This is a genomic window from Candidatus Limnocylindrales bacterium (assembly GCA_035626395.1).
Classification (GTDB): Bacteria; Desulfobacterota; Binatia; order UBA1149; family CAITLU01; genus DASPNH01.
Window position 1 is genome coordinate 18,318 of record DASPNR010000013.1, and the last position, 15,859, is coordinate 34,176.

The window sequence follows — 15,859 nt, forward strand, 5'->3', positions numbered from 1 at the left end:
CAGTTGCGCGCGATATAGCCGCTTTGGAGGGGGGCTAGCAACGGCGAGAATGTGCGTCTGCGATAGCGACGGTCCGCTAGAGGCCCAGGAGGTCTTCCATCGAGTAGAGGCCGGCGGGCTTGCCGGCCAGCCAGGCACCGGCCCGCACCGCTCCGGCCGCCAGGCAGTCTCGCGAGGCCGCCCGGTGCGTCAGCTCCACGCGCTCGCCCGTGCCGATCAGCATGACCGTGTGCTCGCCGACGTTGTCGCCGCCGCGCAGGGCCACCACGCCGATCTCGCCGGCCTTGCGCTCACCGGTCATGCCCTGACGGGCCAGCGTGAACGCGGAGGGCGCCTTCAGCCGCGCGGCCTGCGCCGCCGCCTCGGCCAGCGCCAGCGCCGTGCCCGACGGCGCGTCCTTCTTCTTGTTGTGGTGGAGCTCGACGATCTCGATGTCGAAGCCGCTGAGCCTGGCGGCCGCCTGCCGAACCAGCCCGAGCAGCACGTTGACGCCGAGGCTCATGTTGGCCGCCTGCAGGATCGCGACCTTCGTCGACAGCTCCTCGATCTCGCCGCGCTGCGCGGCAGTCAGGCCCGTGGTGCCGATGACGATGGGCGTGCCCGTCTCGGCGGCCGTGCGTGCATGCTCGATGGCCGCCTCGGGCGACGTGAAGTCGACGGCCACCGCGCCGCTGCCCGCCGCCCTGGTCGCAGCCGCGAAGTGACCGGTGATGGCCACGCCGATGGCGTCGATGCCGGCCACTTCGCCCGCGTCGCGCCCAATGAGCTCGGAGCCGGGCACCTCGACGGCCGCGGCCACCGTCGTCGCGTCTCCGGCCTGCGACAGGGCGATGATGCGCCGGCCCATGCGCCCGCCGGCGCCCAGTACGATCAATGGAACGCGCGTCACGGTCAGTCCTTCAGCAGGCCCTGCGCGCGCAGCACCTCGCGAACCTTCCTTTCGGGCTCGGGCGACAGCGGCGTCAGCGGCAGGCGCAGTTCGTTGCGGATCTTGCCGAGCATGGCCAGCTCGGCCTTGACCGGAATCGGGTTCACTTCCAGGCCGATGGTCTGGAACAGCGGCAGAAGCTCGTAGGTCAGCTTGGCGGCGCGCGCGAAGTCGCCGGCGAGAGCCGCGTCCACCATGGCCTTGACGCGCGCCGGAACCACGTTGGACATGACGCTGATGACGCCGTGCCCTCCGATCGACATGAGCGGCACCGTCACGGCATCGTCGCCCGAAAGCACGCAGAAGTCGGGACCGCACAGCTGGATGATGCGCAGCCACTGATCCACCGACCCCGAGGCTTCCTTCACGCCGACGATGTTCCTGATTTCAGCAAGGCGCGCGATCGTCTCGGGCGTCATGTTGATGCCGGTGCGCCCGGGGATGTTGTAGACGATCAGCGGCAGATCGCTCGCTGCGGCGATGGCCTTGTAGTGCTCGATGTGCCCGTGCTGGGTCGGCTTGTTGTAGTACGGGCTGATCAGCAGCGCCGCGTCCGCGCCGGCCTCCGCGGCCGCGCGCGTCAGGTTGCACGCCTCGGCGGTGTTGTTGGAGCCGGTGCCGGCCATCACCTTGATGCGGCCGCGCGCCTGCTGGATCGACAGCTTGATGACCTGCTCGTGCTCGTCGTGGCTGAGCGTGGCCGACTCGCCGGTGCTCCCGCACGGCACGATGCCTTCGATGCCGGCGGCGATCTGCTCGTCGATGAGGCGGCGCAGCGCCTCTTCATCGATGGCGCCGTCGCGAAAGGGCGTCACCAGAGCGGTGTAGGTTCCTCGAAACATGATGTCCTCTGCGGCGGGCGCGGATGGCGGCGCTCCGGGTCGTTCGTCGGCTGTGTGTGGCGGGAGCGGCGGGCCGGCGCAAGCGGCCGAAGCTGCATTGCTCCCGCGACGCGGCGCGAGTCGATGCGCCGCGCGCTACCGGCCCGGCAACGCGATCGTCCCGGTGAAGACTTCCACCGACGGCCCCGTCATCACCACGCTTCCGTCCTGGCGGTACTCGATCTCGAGATCTCCGCCGTTGAGGTGCACGAGCGCACGCCGCTGGCTTCGTCCGGTCAGCACGCCGGCCACCACCACCGCGCACGCGCCGGTGCCGCACGCGGCCGTCTCGCCCGAGCCTCGCTCCCATACTCGCATCGTCAGCTCGGTCGGCGAGTCCACACGAACGAACTCGGTGTTGACGCGCTGGGGGAAGAACGGATGGTGCTCGAAGGATGGTCCGATCTTCTCGAGGTCCAGCCCGCTTGGATCCTCGTCGAACGTCACGCAGTGGGGATTGCCCATGGAGACGCAGGTGACGCGCCAGATGCGGCCGGCCACTTCCAGCTGGTGATCGACGACGCGCCCGTCGGCGGCCACCGGGATGTCGCGGCCCTCCAGGATTGCCTGGCCCATCTCCACGCGGACGCGCTCGACCCGGCCGCCGCGGTGCTCGAGCTGCAGCTCCTTGATGCCGCAGTCGGTCTCGATGCGCAGCTCGTCCTTGACCGTCAGCCCGTGGTCGAAGACGTACTTGCCGACGCCGCGGATGCCGTTGCCGCACATCTGCCCGCGGCTGCCGTCGGCGTTGTACATCTCCATGCGAAAGTCGGCCTCTTGCGATGGGCAGATCAGGATGAGGCCGTCGCTGCCGACGCCGGTGCGGCGCTCGGAGACGAAGCGCGCAATCGTCGCAGGATCGTGCAGCGGCTGGCGCGTGCAGTCGACGAACAGGTAGTCGTTGCCGCAGCCGTGAAGCTTGGTGAACGTCAGCTCCATGGCGGCGATATAGCCGCCGCGGCGGTCAAGGCGAAATGCGCACGGTCAATCGCCGCAGGGCGGACACGTCAGCGGAACATCCTGACCGACGCCCTTGCGCAGAACGATGAGAGCGTCGGTCGCGGTGATCGAGCTGCTCGCGTTGACGTCGCACACGCACAGATCGCAGGTCGCCGATCCGACCGCCGAGCGCAGCACGTAGAGTGCATCCGAGGCATTGATCGTCGCGCCGACTCCCTCCGAGTCCGCTGCCGAGCCTTCGTCGCCGGCCACGTCGTCGCGATAGACCAGAAGCGGGTCTCCGCACGCACCGGGCAGCGTCGTGGTCGTCGTCGACGTCGACCCGACCGACTGGCAGACGACCTCCATGCGCACGCCGGCGAAGTCGCCGGAGGAGCTGGCGGTCTCCATCCTCAGGCGGATCTCGTCTCCGGCGGCGACCTCGATGTTCTCGAGCACGCCGGCGCCGCCCGACCCGGCGGCGAAGTGGAACGGCGCACCTCGCGAGTAGATGTCGCCCGAGGAGATGCTGCCGGTCGTCAGCACCGTGTCTTCGTGCAGGAGAGACCAGTTGATGGCGCGGCCGATGTCGCGCCCCATCCACGTCGAGCCGGTGATGGAGATGACGCCGTCGAAGGGGCTCGTCCAGACCAGCTCGGCCTGGCCGTTGCCCTGGCCGTTGCTGGCGTCCCATGTGTGGACGACGATGTCGCCCGCGAGGAAGTCGCGCTCGAAGGTGGCCTTGCCGTTGCTCTGGAACCAGAACGGCAGCCTGTTGGTGTCGTCCTCGGACTCGGCCCATCCAGGCTGGAACTCGCTCCATCCGCCGGCGATGCGCTGCCAGGCCTCGACGTGGGGCAGCGGGTTGCCGCCTTCGCGATAGGACCACGGACCGTTCGGATTGGAGGTTTCGCTCCAGTCTTCCTTCACGTCGTAGGTCTGGCAGAGACCGCCGGCATGCGAAGGCATGGCCGCCACGGATAGCATCGCGGCCAGTGCGGCAATGCACACGGCCTGTCGCTGATGGTTCGACTGCATCGCCGCATCCCTCCGGGAACGTGCACCGAAGCTGCCATGGAATCGTGCGCCGAGACAAGACGCCCCAATGGGGTACCGGCCGAAACACGACTTCGATGACGCCGGGATGCGGGCCGACAGCATCGAGGAATTCCGATGCGGAGGCCGTTCGAGCATGCGCGCTGCGGCCGCGCGCCGCCGGCCCTGTTCCCTTGGTCCGCTCGTGCTATGAAACGGGCGATGCAGTGCGCCGATCTGGCCGCTGCGATCACTCGAGCCGAACTGGAGGTAGCGTGCCCCGGCGATTGCCGCTGACGATCCTGCTTACCGTCGTAGTCGCGACCGGCGGCTGCGCGCACCAGCGACCCTACTACCGCTTCGACATCGACCAGTCGTGCGCGGCCTGCGACGTCAGCGCGATCGACGCGCGCCTGCTGCTGATCGGCGATGCCGGCGATCCCAATCGCGCCGGCGAGCCGGTGCTGCAGCTCCTGACCAAGAAGGCGCGCGAGCTTCCGGAGCGGACCACCGTCGTCTTCCTCGGCGACAACGTCTACGAGCGCGGAATGCCGAAGGTCGACATGCCCGATCCGCTCGCCGAGGTCACCGAGGCATCCAAGGTCCTGCTTCCCGACCTCATCGACACGCGCAAGGAGGCCGAGCGCTGCCTCAATTCGCAGATCGACGTCGTGCGCGGCACGCAGATCCCCGCGATCTTCATCCCCGGCAATCACGACTGGGACCAGTTCGAACTCGGCGGCTGGGACCGCATCCTCGAGCAGGGCAAGTTCATCGAGGCCGCGCGCCAGCAGGGCAACAACGTCATGCTGCTGCCGGCCGGTGGCTGTCCCGGACCCGTGTCCATTCCGCTCGGCACGCGCGGAATGCTCATCGCCATGGACACCCAGTGGTTCCTGGAGACGCGCGCCGACGGCAAGCCGACGGCCGACAACAATCCGACCGGCTGCTTCTACGTCACCGAAGGCGCCGTGCACGACGGGCTGGTCACGCAGCTGCAGATCGCCGCGCGCGAGGGACGCCGCGCCGTCGTGGCGGCGCATCACCCGCTCGAAAGCTACGGGCCGCACGGAGGTTTCGTCGAGGGCTGGACGCACCTGTTCCCGATGCGCTTCCTGCGGCACTACGTACCGTTCTACATGGAGTGGGTGCCGATGCCGGTGGTCGGCACGATGATGGTGTGGGCGCGGCAGTACTTCTCGCCGAGCCCGCAGGACTTCTCGAACGCACGCAACGAGCAGCTGCGCGCCTACCTGCGCCTTGCCATGGCGGAGGCGGAGAAGAAAGGCGCCCCCGCGCTCGTCTACGCCGCCGGCCACGATCACAGTCTGCAGGTGTTCCGCACGCATCCGGGGCCGCACTACGCGCTGGTCAGCGGTCTCGGCGCCAGGTCCCGAGCCTCGGCCGTCGGTGCTGCCAATCATACGCTGTTCGCGCACTCGAGCCCGGACAGCCCCGGTTTCATGCAGCTCGACTTCCTCAAGGACGGAACGGTCCGCCTGTCGGTGATCGAGGTGACGGGACACGAGATCACCGAAGGCACCGAGACGGTCACCGGAGACGAGGTCTTCTCGATGGTGCTGACCGCGGGCCGCAAGCCCCCCGTCACACGCTGGCAGCGCTGGCGCCAGCGCTTCTTGCCGAAGAGCGGGACGCGATGATGGCACGCGGCTCGTGCCGCAGCCGGCGGTTGGGCGCTCGCGCGGCGGCTTTCGCGTCTCGGGCGAACGCGGGGCCCGATCGCATGTCGCAGGAGTGCGCCGGCCGATGCCGGCGGCGCTAGCGCGCGGCTGCCGCCCCGGCGCCCGTCATGTAGGCGCGCCATCCGCCGTAGTCGGTGATGTCGAGCGCTCCCCGCAATGCTTGCGGCTCGCAGACGAAGCCGCTGACCTCGCTGCCGTCCTCGAGCGTCAGGCGGCCGATCGCCAGGGGTCGCGGCACCGCGGCGACGAAGCTGCCGAAAGCCTGCGGCGTCAGCGACCACACCTCGACCTCGATGGCGGCGCCGTTCTCGCTGACGCGCTGCAGGCCCGGCTTGGGCGGCAAGGTGTCCGGCAGCGCGAAGAGCCGGTAGTCGGCGCTGGTGCGCGTGACGGCCACCAACCGCGCGCCGCGTTCGGTCAGCTGGTGATGCAGCGGCATGCCCGACAGGTGCGCGCCGACCACGGCAATCGCAATGCGATGCGGGCGTCGCAGCCGCGGCACCTCGGATGCGACGCGGGATTCCAGCGCCGCACCGATCTCGAGCAGCAGCGCGTCCGACCCGCCTGGCGCGCACAGCGTGATGCCGAACGGAACGCCGCAGCTCCACGCATTGGTGGGCACGGCCACGGCGGCCAGCCCCAGCAGGTTCACGAAATTGTTGAAGACGCCCATCTTCGGGCTCGCCTCCAGCGGACGCGCCAGCACGTCCGCGATCGTGAAGAGCTGCGGCACCGTCGGCACCACCAGCACGTCGATGTCGTCGAGAATCGGTTGCGTGGCCGTCTTCTGCTGAACGAGCCGTTGCAGGCTAGCGTCGATCTGCGCCGACGTGATGCCGGCGGCTTCGGCCACGATGGCGGCGACGGTGGGATCGACGGCCTCGGGATGCGCGCGCAGGAACGTGCCGAAGGAGCGGTCGCGTTCCACCAGCCATGCGCCGCGGCCGTAGAGGAGATCGGCGGTCTCGCGAAAAGGCGCGTAGTCGATTTCGACGCACGTGCCGCCGGCGCGCGTCAGCGCCGCCACGGCCTTCGCGAACAGGTCGTGCGCTTCGCCATCGAGCGAGGTCAGCTCGGCAGCAGCGGGAACGCCGAAGACGAAGGAGCTTGAGCGCCGCCTCGTCGGAAGCGCAGCCGGCTGCGTCTTCTTCGCCTCCAGCACGGCAAGCACGCGCTCTGCATCGGCGCAGCCGCGTGCGAAGACCGAAACGCAATCCAGGGATGCGCACGCCGGCACGACGCCGTCGGTGCTGATCAGGCCGCGCGACGGCTTGACGCCCACGACGCCGTTGAGCACGGCCGGCACGCGGCCGGAGCCGGCCGTGTCGGTGCCGAGCGCGAAGCTGACGATGCCCTGGGCCACCACGACCGCCGAGCCGCTGCTGGATCCGCCCGCGATGTACTGGGAAACGTGCGCGTTGCGGCACGGGCCATGCGGCGAGCGCGTGCCGACGAGGCCTGTGGCGAACTGGTCCATGTGCGTCTTGCCGACCAGGATGGCGCCGGCGGCGAGCAGACAGTCCACCGCGGTTGCCGTGCGGTCGGGCGTGTACGCGTAGGCCGGACAGCCGGCAGTGGTGGGAATTCCGGCGACGTCGATGTTGTCCTTGACCGCGAAGGGAATGCCGTACAGCGGCAGCGCCCGTGGCCCGATGCGTTCCAGCTCTTCGGCACGCGCGAGCAGGCTGGCGCGCTCGACCACGTGCAGCCACGCCTCGGGCCGATTCGACAGCTCGATGGCATCCATCACCGCTTCCACCACTTTGGTGGCCGTGGTCCTGCCGCTGGCCAGCGCGGCGGAGAGGCTTTCGATGTCGGTCAGATCCATTGCCGCGACATGCGATGAAAAATGACGTCAGGTCCAGTGCTGCGCCAATGCACTCTCAGCGCGCGCGCATCCCATCCGGCAGCAGTGCCAGCAGCGGCGCACCTGCGAGGACGATCTGCCCGGGCGCGCACGCCAGCTTCTCGATCGTGCCCGATACCGGTGCGGGCACGGCGGTTTCGGTTTTCATCGCGGAGAGGACGACGAGGTCTTCGCCGGCCGCAACGTGCTGCCCTTCCTGGACCGGCATCGCCCACACCTGCGCACCGAAGGGAGCGGTGATCACCATCGCGGCGTCCGATGCGTGGAACTCCCCGCTCCGTGCTCGCAGCGAGGCCAGGCTTCCTTCGGCGCTCCTTGCGGCTTCGAATTCCCCCGAATCCACCCAGCGCTGGCGCTCTTCGGCAAAGGCAGCCTGCTGGCGCCGCCGGAACATGCCGGCATCTTCGGCGATGGAACCGAGGAAGCGGTGGTAGGCATCGACGTCGAAGGTGTCCTCCTCGATGCGAAGCTCATGGCGTCCTTCGACGACGGCGCGCCGCAGCTCGAGAAGCTCTCCGGCCTCGACCGGATGAAACCGGATCTGGTCGAAGAAGCGCAGCAGCCATGGGGCGCCCGCGTTGCTGCCGCGCCAGCGCTCGTACGTGTTCCACACCGGCACGGTGCGCCCGACCAGCTGATAGCCGCCCGGTCCTTCCATGCCATAGATGCAGAGGTAGGCGCCGCCGATGCCGACGGCGTTCTCGGGCGTCCAGGTGCGCGCCGGGTTGTACTTGGTGGTCACCAGGCGGTGACGCGGGTCGATGGGCGTGGCCACCGGCGCGCCGAGATAGACGTCGCCGAGGCCCAGCACCAGGTAGCTGGCGCCGAAGACGATCCGGTACACCTCGTCGTGCGACTCCAGCCCGTTGATGCGCCGGATGAACTCGATGTTGCTCGGACACCAGGGCGCATCGTCGCGGACCACCGCCATGTACTTCTCGACGGTCTTGATCGCCTGCGGGTCGTTCCACGAAAGCGGCAGATGCACGATGCGCGTGGCCAGCCGCAGGCCGGCGCCCGATGCCAGGCCGTCTTCCAGCGCCTCGAGCACGCGCATCAGCTCGAGCTGCGGCAGCACGTGCGGGTCGTAGTGCACCTGCACCGATCGGATGCCGGGCGTGACGTCGATGATGCCGCGCACGCTGTCGCTGCGGCGCGCGCGCTCGAGCGCCTCGAACAGAAGCTGCGCGCGGATGCGCAGGTCGATGTCGAGGACGAGCGGCCCGTACTCGATCAGAAGATAGCGATCGCCGCTGCGGCGATAGGTGACCTCCGGCGTGGCGGCGGTCGCCGCGCGCCTGCTCAGCACGCCGCTGGTCAGCGGCCCGCGGCGCCGGCCGCCGGCCGCCGGCGTGATGCCATGGGTGCGGTCGACGTAGCCGCGCCTTTGCAGCCATGCAGCCTGCGCGTGATCGGCGGAAGTCGCCTCCTCGGTGGAAACTGCACGGAACGTGACGGTATCGCCGGGGCTGAGCTGGCCGAGCTTCCACAGGTCGGCGTGGATGACGACGGCGGGGCAGACGAACCCGCCAAGGCTCGGGCCGTCGGGGCCGAGGATGACCGGCATGTCGCCGGTGAAGTCGACCGAGCCGACGCCGTAGGCTGTGTCGTGGATGTTCGACGGATGCAGCCCCGCGTCGCCTCCGTCGCTGCGCGCCCATGACGGCTTCGGACCGATCAGCCGCACGCCGGTGCGCGCCGATTGATAGTGAACCTCGAAGGACTGTCCGTAGAACGTTTCGATGTCCTGGTCGGTGAAGAAGTCCGGATTGGCGTGCGGACCGTCGATCACGCGCAGCTCCCAGGCCGGCCCGTACTGCTGCGCCATCGCGCGCGCCCAGCCCGGCTCCAGCGGCTCGTCGGGCGCCGAGCTGGCGTCCCCGAGCGGCAGCACGTCGCCGACGACGAGCGCGCGTCCGGCATGCCCGCCGAAGCGTCCGAGCGTGAACGTCGAGCGCGACCCGAGATATTCGGGGACGTCGAGGCCGCCGCGCACCAGCAGATACGTGCGGGCGCCGGGGCCGAGGATGGCGCCGAGCTCGAGCACGAACCCGGCGGCAACCTCGATCGGTTCCCACATCGAGCACGGCCGTCCGTCGAGCAGCGCATCGATGGTGGCGCCGGTGATGCAGACGGTGGCGGCGCGGTGGAAGAGCAGCGTCGGCCCGCGGATCGTCAGCTCCAGGCCCGACGTGCCTTCGGCGTTGCCGAGGATGCGGTTGCCGATGCGAAAGGCCAGGTCGTCCATCGGCCCCGACGGCGGCACGCCCACGTGCCAGTAGCCGAGACGGGCGGGCCAGTCCTGCACCGTCGTCATCGCGCCGGCTTCGATGACCTCGACCGCGCAGGGCCGATACTCGAAATCGGCGAGCGAGCCGGTGTGATGATCGCCGCGCACCAGCTCGTGCCACTCGGCGACGGCGCGCGCGTACTCGAGATTGGTTCGCAGCCCGCCGAGGCGGGTGCGCGACAGGGCGTCGGCGAGTCGCGCGAGCGCGGCCGCGCGGTCGTCGCCGTGGGCGATGACCTTGGCCAGCAGCGGGTCGTAGAAGGGCGAGACCTCGGTCCCGCGTTCGATCCAGCCGTCGATGCGCACGTCGTGCGGCAGCACGACCTCGGTGAGCACGCCCGAGCTCGGCTGGAAGGCGCGGCTCGGATCTTCGGCGTACAGCCGAACCTCGATGGCGTGCCCGCGCGGCCGGTGCCGATAGGCGTGCATCGGCGAAGCATCGCCGGTGCCGAGGCGGATCATCCATTCGACCAGGTCGATGCCGCACACTTCCTCGGTCACGCCGTGCTCGACCTGCAGGCGCGTGTTCACCTCGAGGAAGTAGAAGTCGCCGGTGCGCGCATCGAGCAGGAACTCGACCGTTCCGGCGGACCGGTACGAGACGGACCTGCCGAGCTCGACCGCGGCGGCGTGCATGCGTGCGGCCAGCGCGGGTGGCAGGTTGGGAGCGGGGCACTCCTCGAACACCTTCTGGCGGCGGCGCTGGAGCGAGCAGTCGCGCTCGCCCAGGCTGATCACGCTTCCGGCGCCGTCGCCGAAGATCTGCACCTCGATGTGGCGCGCGCGCGGCACGAACTTCTCGAGGAAGGTCTGGCCGCTGCCGAAGTGCGCGGCGGCGAGGCGCGAGACGCGGTCGAACTCGCGCGCGAGCTCCTCGTCGTCGTGGCACAGCCACATGCCGATGCCGCCGCCGCCGGCGGTGGCCTTGAGCAGAACCGGATAGCCGATGCCCGAGGCCGCGGCGATGGCGGCCGGCGCGTCGGCGAGAACGTCGGTGCCGGGGCAGACCGGCACGCCGGCCGCCGAGGCCAGCTCTCGCGCGCGGTGCTTGAGGCCGAAGTCGCGGATCTGCACCGAGGTCGGCCCGAGAAAGGCGATGCCGGTCGCTTCGCACGCGGCGGCGAAGTCGGCGTTCTCGCTGAGCAGGCCGTAGCCGGGATGAATCGCATCGGCGCCGTGCGTGCGCGCGACCTCCAGGATGACGTCGGCGCGCAGGTAGCTCTCGGCCACCGGCGCCGGTCCGATGCGCACGGCCTCGCTCGCCTCGCGCACGTGCCGCGCGCCCGAGTCGGCATCGGCATACACCGCCAGCGACGGCACACCGAGCCGGTCGAGCGTGCGTATGACGCGACAGGCGATCTCGCCGCGATTCGCGATCAGGACTCTCCGCGGAAGCGTCATTGGGGTCAGGTCCCGAATCTACGGTCTTCTGCCCTGTCGCCGTAGCTTCAAGACCGGACCCCGTACACGAGCATGCGCACCGGTGTGGGGTGGAAGGCGTTGCACGGGTTGTTGATCTGCGGGCAGTTCGAGACGACGACCAGCGTGTCCATCTCCGCGCGCAGGTCGACGTACTTGCCCGGCGCCGAAAGCCCGTCGACGATGCCGAGGGCGCCGTCCGCCTCCACCGGCACGTTCATGAACCAGTTGATGTTGCTCGTCATGTCGCGCTTGCCCATGCCGCGGCGCGCGTGCTCGATCAGGAAGTTCTCCACGCACGCGTGCTGGTGCTTCGTGTGATGCCCGTAGCGCAGCGTGTTCGACTCGCAGCTGCACGCGCCGCCGATGGTGTCGTGCCGGCCGCAGGTGTCGGCGGTGATCGTCATCATCACGCGGCCCTCGGTCGAGATCAGCCGCGTACCGGTGGTAAGGAAGATGTTGCCCTGCGCGACGATCGTCTCGGGCGCGCTGTAGCGCTCCTCGGTGTCGTGGGCGTTGTAGAGGATGCAGTCGACCGCCTGATTGCCCTCGAGGTCGATGATGCGCAGCGTCTGCCCCGCCGCCACGACGAACGACCACGGCGCCCGCGCCGGCACCACGGCGTCATGAACGACCACACCCGCGACGTCGGCGCCGTCGAGCTCGTCGACCGCCTCCGGCGCGCTCACGCCTCGGCTCCCCGCCTCGCTCATGCGTAGTAGTCCTCGACGTTCTGGAACGCGCGCAGCCGTTCCGGCGTCGACGCGCGCAGCGGATCGTCCTGCCGCGTCGGATGGCCGCGCCATGCCAGCACGCGCACCGGTCCGACGTCGTAGGTCGTGCGCGGATCGAGCACGTGCGGCGTGTTGGCGATCACGACCAGCACCCGCATCTCGGCGCGCAGCTCGACGTGGCTGCGCACGGGCTCGGCCTGCACGAAGGTAAGGGAGCCGTCGCCGCCCACGCGCACCTGCTTGAACAGGTTGACGTTGGGACAGATGTCGCGCTTGCCCAGGCCGTGCTTGGCCAGCGCCAGCACGAAGCGATCGCGCGCGCTGGGGCAGGGGCCGTGGTTGTCGCCGGTGCCGTACCTGGCGGCATTCGACCAGGGGCTGGAAGCTCCGCAGAGCGCGTCGTGGCGCGTGCTCGTATCGGCGCGGATCGAAAGCAGCACGCGTCCCATGTCCGACAGCAGCAGGTCACCGAGGCCGAGGTACGCCTGCCACTGCACCTTGACGGTATCGGCGACGTTGAGCCGTTCGCTCAGGCAGTCGGCGTTGTAGGCGAGCAGCGAAACGCACGCGTCGCCTTCCAGGTCGTCCAGGCGCATCGTCGTGCCGCGCTCGAGGACGCGCGCGGAGTAGCCGCCCGCGTCCAGACACTCGTCCCAGCAGAGGTCCTGGAGATCGACGCCGACTGGAAGATCGCACGCGTCGGTGACCGGAACGGTCGGCTTGGCGCGCACCGCGGCCGCTTCCCGCTGCGCCTTCGCGCGCGCGTGCTCCATGGCGCCGCGAGGCGTGGCTGTGTCGGAGGTGGTCATGTCCCCTCGTAACGCAAACCCGCTGCCGCAGAAACGTCGTCGCGATCGCGCTTGCCCCTACTTGGCGGCCGCCGCCATGAACGTGTTGTCGAATCTCAGCATGATGTTGCTGGCGTCGCCGGCCGTCTTTCCGCCCGGATACTGAATGCCGATTGCGTCGGCCGACTTGGCGCCGGCGCCGAGGAGCCCGTGCTCGAACGAGAACTTGCGCACGTGATCCATCGTCGTCGTCAGCGCCGCGCTGGCGGCGAAGTCCGCGGCCTCCTTGGGCGTGTAGAACATCCTGGTCGTTGCCAGCTGCGCCTCGAATCCGGCAAGGTCGGTGCCGGAGGCCTTGGCCATCGCTTCGCGCGCGGCCTTGCCCTTCTCCCCCTTGTCGGCCAGCAGCCCGAGCACCTCGTACCATGCGCCGACCAGCGCCTTGCCGAAGGCCGGGTTGTCCTGGAGCGTCTTGGTGTTGACGACCATCAGGTCGATGATCTCGCCGGGAATTCTGCTCGAGTCGAAGACGACGTGCGCGTCGGGCGTCCGGGCGATCTCGGAAAGCTGAGGGTTCCACGTCACCGCCGCGGTCACGGACTCGCTGGCGAAGATGCCGACGATGTCGGCGTCGGAGATGTTGACGACCTCGATGTCCTTTTCGGAAAGTCCCACGGACGCGAGCGCGCGCGCCAGCAGGTAATGGGACACCGACAGCTCGACGAGGTGGACATCCTGGCCTTTGATTTCCTCCAGTTTCGTTTTCTTCTTCAGGACGATTCCGTCGTTGCCGTTGGAGAAGTCGCCCACGATCAGGCCGGTGGAGTCGACTCCTCCGGCGGCCGGGATCGTCAGCGCATCCATGTTGGTCATGGAGCAGCCGTCGAACTGGCCGGCCGTGTACTGGTTGATGGATTCCACGTAGTCGTTGATCTGGACGATCTCGATCTCGATGCCGTTCTCCCTGGCGTGCTTCTCGATGATCCTGGAGTCGGAAAGGTAGCCCCAGGGCATCCAGCCAACGTAGATCGACCAGGCGATCTTGAACTTCTTCTTGGGCTCGGCACTGGCACCCGAAGGTGCCAGTGCCGTCCCGACGATGAGCGAGAACGCAAGGATGAAGCTGATTCTGCGAAGCATGATGGTCCCCGTTCTCGGCTGGTTGCAGTTCAGAAGGAGAAGGTCGCGCCGCCGACGAAGCGTGCGTCGCCGTCTCTCAGATTCAGATTCGTGTCGATGTAGCGCAGGTCGATCGAGATGTTCTTGTGAACGGCAACGACCAGACCGACGTTCCAGTCGATGTACTGCTCGGCCGTATCGCCATCGTTCTCGATGAAGAGCTGATCGCCGCCGAAGTCCTTCTCGTCGTCGGTCCACGTGTAGCCGAAGTTTCCGTCTACGGTCAGGCCGACGTACTTCGCCGCCGCGCCCAGGGGGATCGGCACCGCGATGCCGGTGGACGCGTAGATGCCGTCATCGGCGAAACCGAAGTAGTTCGGCGACCACACCAGACCGGCCTTGGGTGTCATGAACCCGAGGTTGTAGGCAAGCTTCAGAGCGAACTCCCAGTAGCTCCAATGCGCTTCGGCCGGATACCAGAGGTAGGTGGCGCTCGTGTCATAGCTCAAGTCGCCAAGAGCTCCGGCCCAGCCGGCGAAGAAATCCTGCTCCAGATACGTGTCTTCGGTGTCACACCCGTTGGTGCCCGGCGTGCAGTTGGGTGGATTCAGTGACTGGGCAAAGTTGATCGAGGAGCCCCAGGCGCCCACGTACAGCCCGGCCCAAGGCTTCCACGTCACACCGCCCTGCAGCGCGAAGTCGCGCTGCGTCTGCGAGACGCCGCGGAACGAGTAGTCCGAGATCAGCGTGACCAGGCCGGTGACGTCGCCCGGAATGAATCCCAGGAACTCATCCTCTTCTTCTTCCACTTCCGCCTCGGCCTTGGCTGCCGGCACCGGCGCCGGTGCTTCGGTCGTCTCCTCGTCGTCGCCATAGGCCCCGGCGCTGGCCGGCTGGGCCGCGCCCAGCATCATCGCGGTCGACAACGCCACCGTCGCCGCGCCCAGAAACACCTTCCCGTACTCGAGCTTCATCGAATCCTCCGTTTCCCTTTTTTCGATCCAGGCAGGCCCGGCGCGCCATCACGATCCGGGCCGGTCGCAAGTACCGACGCTTCTAGAGCAATGTTCACACCAACCGGTGGCGGGCGTTTTTCCGCCCGTTTTTGCGGGCACGGCGATGCCGCGTGCTCTCGCCGTGCCTATCGAGAGGGCAGGCGGTGCACGTCTCGTGAGCACAGCAGGTCGCATCGTGCTCCTGCTGCCGCGTTTGACGGCGCCTGGACAATGGCACCGGCGTTGCACCTCCCGGCGAGGGACCGGTCGCGCTCCGCGCGAGCGGAAGTGCATTCGTGAGATGGATCAATCGCGTTCCGAGAAGGCCTGCCGCGCTCGCCGTCGTGCCCTTCGCCATCCTCGCTCTCCTCTACCTGATGGGATCGAGTGTGCGGCTGGCTGCCAACCCGGCGGACAAGCTGATGCCGCCGCCGGCCGCGATGGCCGAGGCGTGGTCGGCCATGGCCTTGCACGAGGACGCGCGCACCGGACGGCTCCTGTTCTGGGACGACACCCAGGCCAGCCTCGCTCGCCTCGGCATCGGGCTCGGCATCGCGACCACGCTCGCGCTGGCAGCAGGATTGACGCTGGGGATGCTCCCCTACGCCGAGGCTTTGCTCGGCCCGGTGGTCACGGTGCTGTCGATGATTCCGGCGCTGGCGATCCTGCCGATCCTCTTCATCGTCCTCGGCGTCGATGAGCTGTCCAAGGTGGCGCTCATCGTGCTCGGTGTCCTGCCGTTCATGATCCGCGACCTGTCGCAGCGCGTGCGCGAGATTCCCGAAGAGCAATGGATCAAGGCGCAGACTCTAGGCGCCGGCAGCTTCCAACTCGCCACACGGGTGATCCTGCCGCAGATCGTCCCGCGCCTGATCGACTCACTGCGGCTGTCGCTGGGGCCCGCGTGGTTGTTCCTGATTTCGGCCGAGGCGATCTCGGCGACGAGCGGGCTCGGCTACCGGATCTTCCTGCTGCGCCGCTACATGGCGATGGACGTGATCCTTCCCTACGTCGTGTGGATCACGCTGCTCGCGTTCCTGTTCGACTGGGGCCTGCGCCGCATGCGCCGGCGTCTCTATCCATGGCTCGATGCGGAGACGGCGGGATGAGCCTAGAGCAGCCGAAGACGACACGGCGGGCGCGAATGGGCGGTCCTGGCGG

General features: G+C 68.6%; 12 protein-coding genes. 2 read left to right on the forward strand and 10 right to left on the reverse strand.

Annotated features, from left to right (window positions below):
* Positions 1 to 76: 76 nt before the first annotated feature.
* The 4 genes from dapB to VEC57_06840 form a co-directional block, all read right to left on the reverse strand.
* Complete coding sequence (gene dapB / locus VEC57_06825; GenBank protein HYB98835.1) at positions 77 to 889, reverse strand: 4-hydroxy-tetrahydrodipicolinate reductase; 813 nt, start codon at positions 887 to 889, stop codon at positions 77 to 79.
* Between the two features lie 2 nt (positions 890 to 891).
* Positions 892 to 1,770 (reverse strand): 4-hydroxy-tetrahydrodipicolinate synthase, encoded by an 879-nt coding sequence (gene dapA, locus VEC57_06830; protein ID HYB98836.1) that lies wholly within the window; start codon positions 1,768 to 1,770, stop codon positions 892 to 894.
* 135 nt (positions 1,771 to 1,905) lie between these two features.
* Positions 1,906 to 2,748, reverse strand: coding sequence for a diaminopimelate epimerase (gene dapF, locus VEC57_06835; GenBank protein ID HYB98837.1), 843 nt, complete (start codon positions 2,746 to 2,748; stop codon positions 1,906 to 1,908).
* Between the two features lie 45 nt (positions 2,749 to 2,793).
* The gene (locus tag VEC57_06840; GenBank protein HYB98838.1) at positions 2,794 to 3,726 is read right to left on the reverse strand and encodes a hypothetical protein; all 933 of its coding nucleotides are present in this window, start codon (positions 3,724 to 3,726) and stop codon (positions 2,794 to 2,796) included.
* A gap of 332 nt (positions 3,727 to 4,058) precedes the next feature.
* Between VEC57_06840 and VEC57_06845 the strand changes: the two genes are divergently transcribed.
* Entirely contained in the window at positions 4,059 to 5,444 is a 1,386-nt protein-coding gene (locus tag VEC57_06845; protein ID HYB98839.1) for a hypothetical protein, read from the forward strand.
* Between the two features lie 118 nt (positions 5,445 to 5,562).
* Here the strand turns inward: VEC57_06845 and atzF are convergent, their stop codons facing one another.
* Genes atzF through VEC57_06875 form a run of 6 tightly spaced genes read right to left on the reverse strand, consistent with a single transcriptional unit; the run spans position 5,563 to position 14,677 of the window.
* On the reverse strand, positions 5,563 to 7,314 hold the full coding sequence (gene atzF / locus VEC57_06850; GenBank protein HYB98840.1) for an allophanate hydrolase: 1,752 nt from the start codon (positions 7,312 to 7,314) through the stop codon (positions 5,563 to 5,565).
* Positions 7,315 to 7,369: 55 nt separating this feature from the next.
* Positions 7,370 to 11,044 carry an urea carboxylase gene (gene uca / locus VEC57_06855; GenBank protein HYB98841.1) on the reverse strand — a complete coding sequence of 1,225 codons (3,675 nt, stop codon included), beginning with the start codon at positions 11,042 to 11,044 and terminating at the stop codon, positions 7,370 to 7,372.
* Between the two features lie 47 nt (positions 11,045 to 11,091).
* Positions 11,092 to 11,751: an urea amidolyase associated protein UAAP2 gene (locus tag VEC57_06860; protein HYB98842.1), complete on the reverse strand. Its 660-nt coding sequence runs from the start codon at positions 11,749 to 11,751 to the stop codon at positions 11,092 to 11,094.
* A gap of 20 nt (positions 11,752 to 11,771) precedes the next feature.
* Positions 11,772 to 12,605 carry an urea amidolyase associated protein UAAP1 gene (locus tag VEC57_06865; GenBank protein ID HYB98843.1) on the reverse strand — a complete coding sequence of 278 codons (834 nt, stop codon included), beginning with the start codon at positions 12,603 to 12,605 and terminating at the stop codon, positions 11,772 to 11,774.
* Between the two features lie 57 nt (positions 12,606 to 12,662).
* Positions 12,663 to 13,724 carry a putative urea ABC transporter substrate-binding protein gene (locus tag VEC57_06870; GenBank protein ID HYB98844.1) on the reverse strand — a complete coding sequence of 354 codons (1,062 nt, stop codon included), beginning with the start codon at positions 13,722 to 13,724 and terminating at the stop codon, positions 12,663 to 12,665.
* Positions 13,725 to 13,753: 29 nt separating this feature from the next.
* Positions 13,754 to 14,677 (reverse strand): TorF family putative porin, encoded by a 924-nt coding sequence (locus tag VEC57_06875; protein ID HYB98845.1) that lies wholly within the window; start codon positions 14,675 to 14,677, stop codon positions 13,754 to 13,756.
* Positions 14,678 to 14,994: 317 nt separating this feature from the next.
* On the opposite strand from VEC57_06875, the gene VEC57_06880 reads away from it, so the two are divergent.
* Positions 14,995 to 15,807: an ABC transporter permease gene (locus VEC57_06880; protein HYB98846.1), complete on the forward strand. Its 813-nt coding sequence runs from the start codon at positions 14,995 to 14,997 to the stop codon at positions 15,805 to 15,807.
* Positions 15,808 to 15,859 lie beyond the last annotated feature (52 nt).

What these genes read in the sequence shown, in the direction of transcription:
- dapA (HYB98836.1), bottom strand. Translation starts at nt 1,770, where the DNA reads ATGTTTCGAGGAACCTACACCGCTCTGGTGACGCCCTTTCGCGACGGC.
- dapF (HYB98837.1), bottom strand. Translation starts at nt 2,748, where the DNA reads ATGGAGCTGACGTTCACCAAGCTTCACGGCTGCGGCAACGACTACCTG.
- atzF (HYB98840.1), bottom strand. Translation starts at nt 7,314, where the DNA reads ATGGATCTGACCGACATCGAAAGCCTCTCCGCCGCGCTGGCCAGCGGC.
- uca (HYB98841.1), bottom strand. Translation starts at nt 11,044, where the DNA reads ATGACGCTTCCGCGGAGAGTCCTGATCGCGAATCGCGGCGAGATCGCC.
- VEC57_06865 (HYB98843.1), bottom strand. Translation starts at nt 12,605, where the DNA reads ATGACCACCTCCGACACAGCCACGCCTCGCGGCGCCATGGAGCACGCG.
- VEC57_06870 (HYB98844.1), bottom strand. Translation starts at nt 13,724, where the DNA reads ATGCTTCGCAGAATCAGCTTCATCCTTGCGTTCTCGCTCATCGTCGGG.
- VEC57_06875 (HYB98845.1), bottom strand. Translation starts at nt 14,677, where the DNA reads ATGAAGCTCGAGTACGGGAAGGTGTTTCTGGGCGCGGCGACGGTGGCG.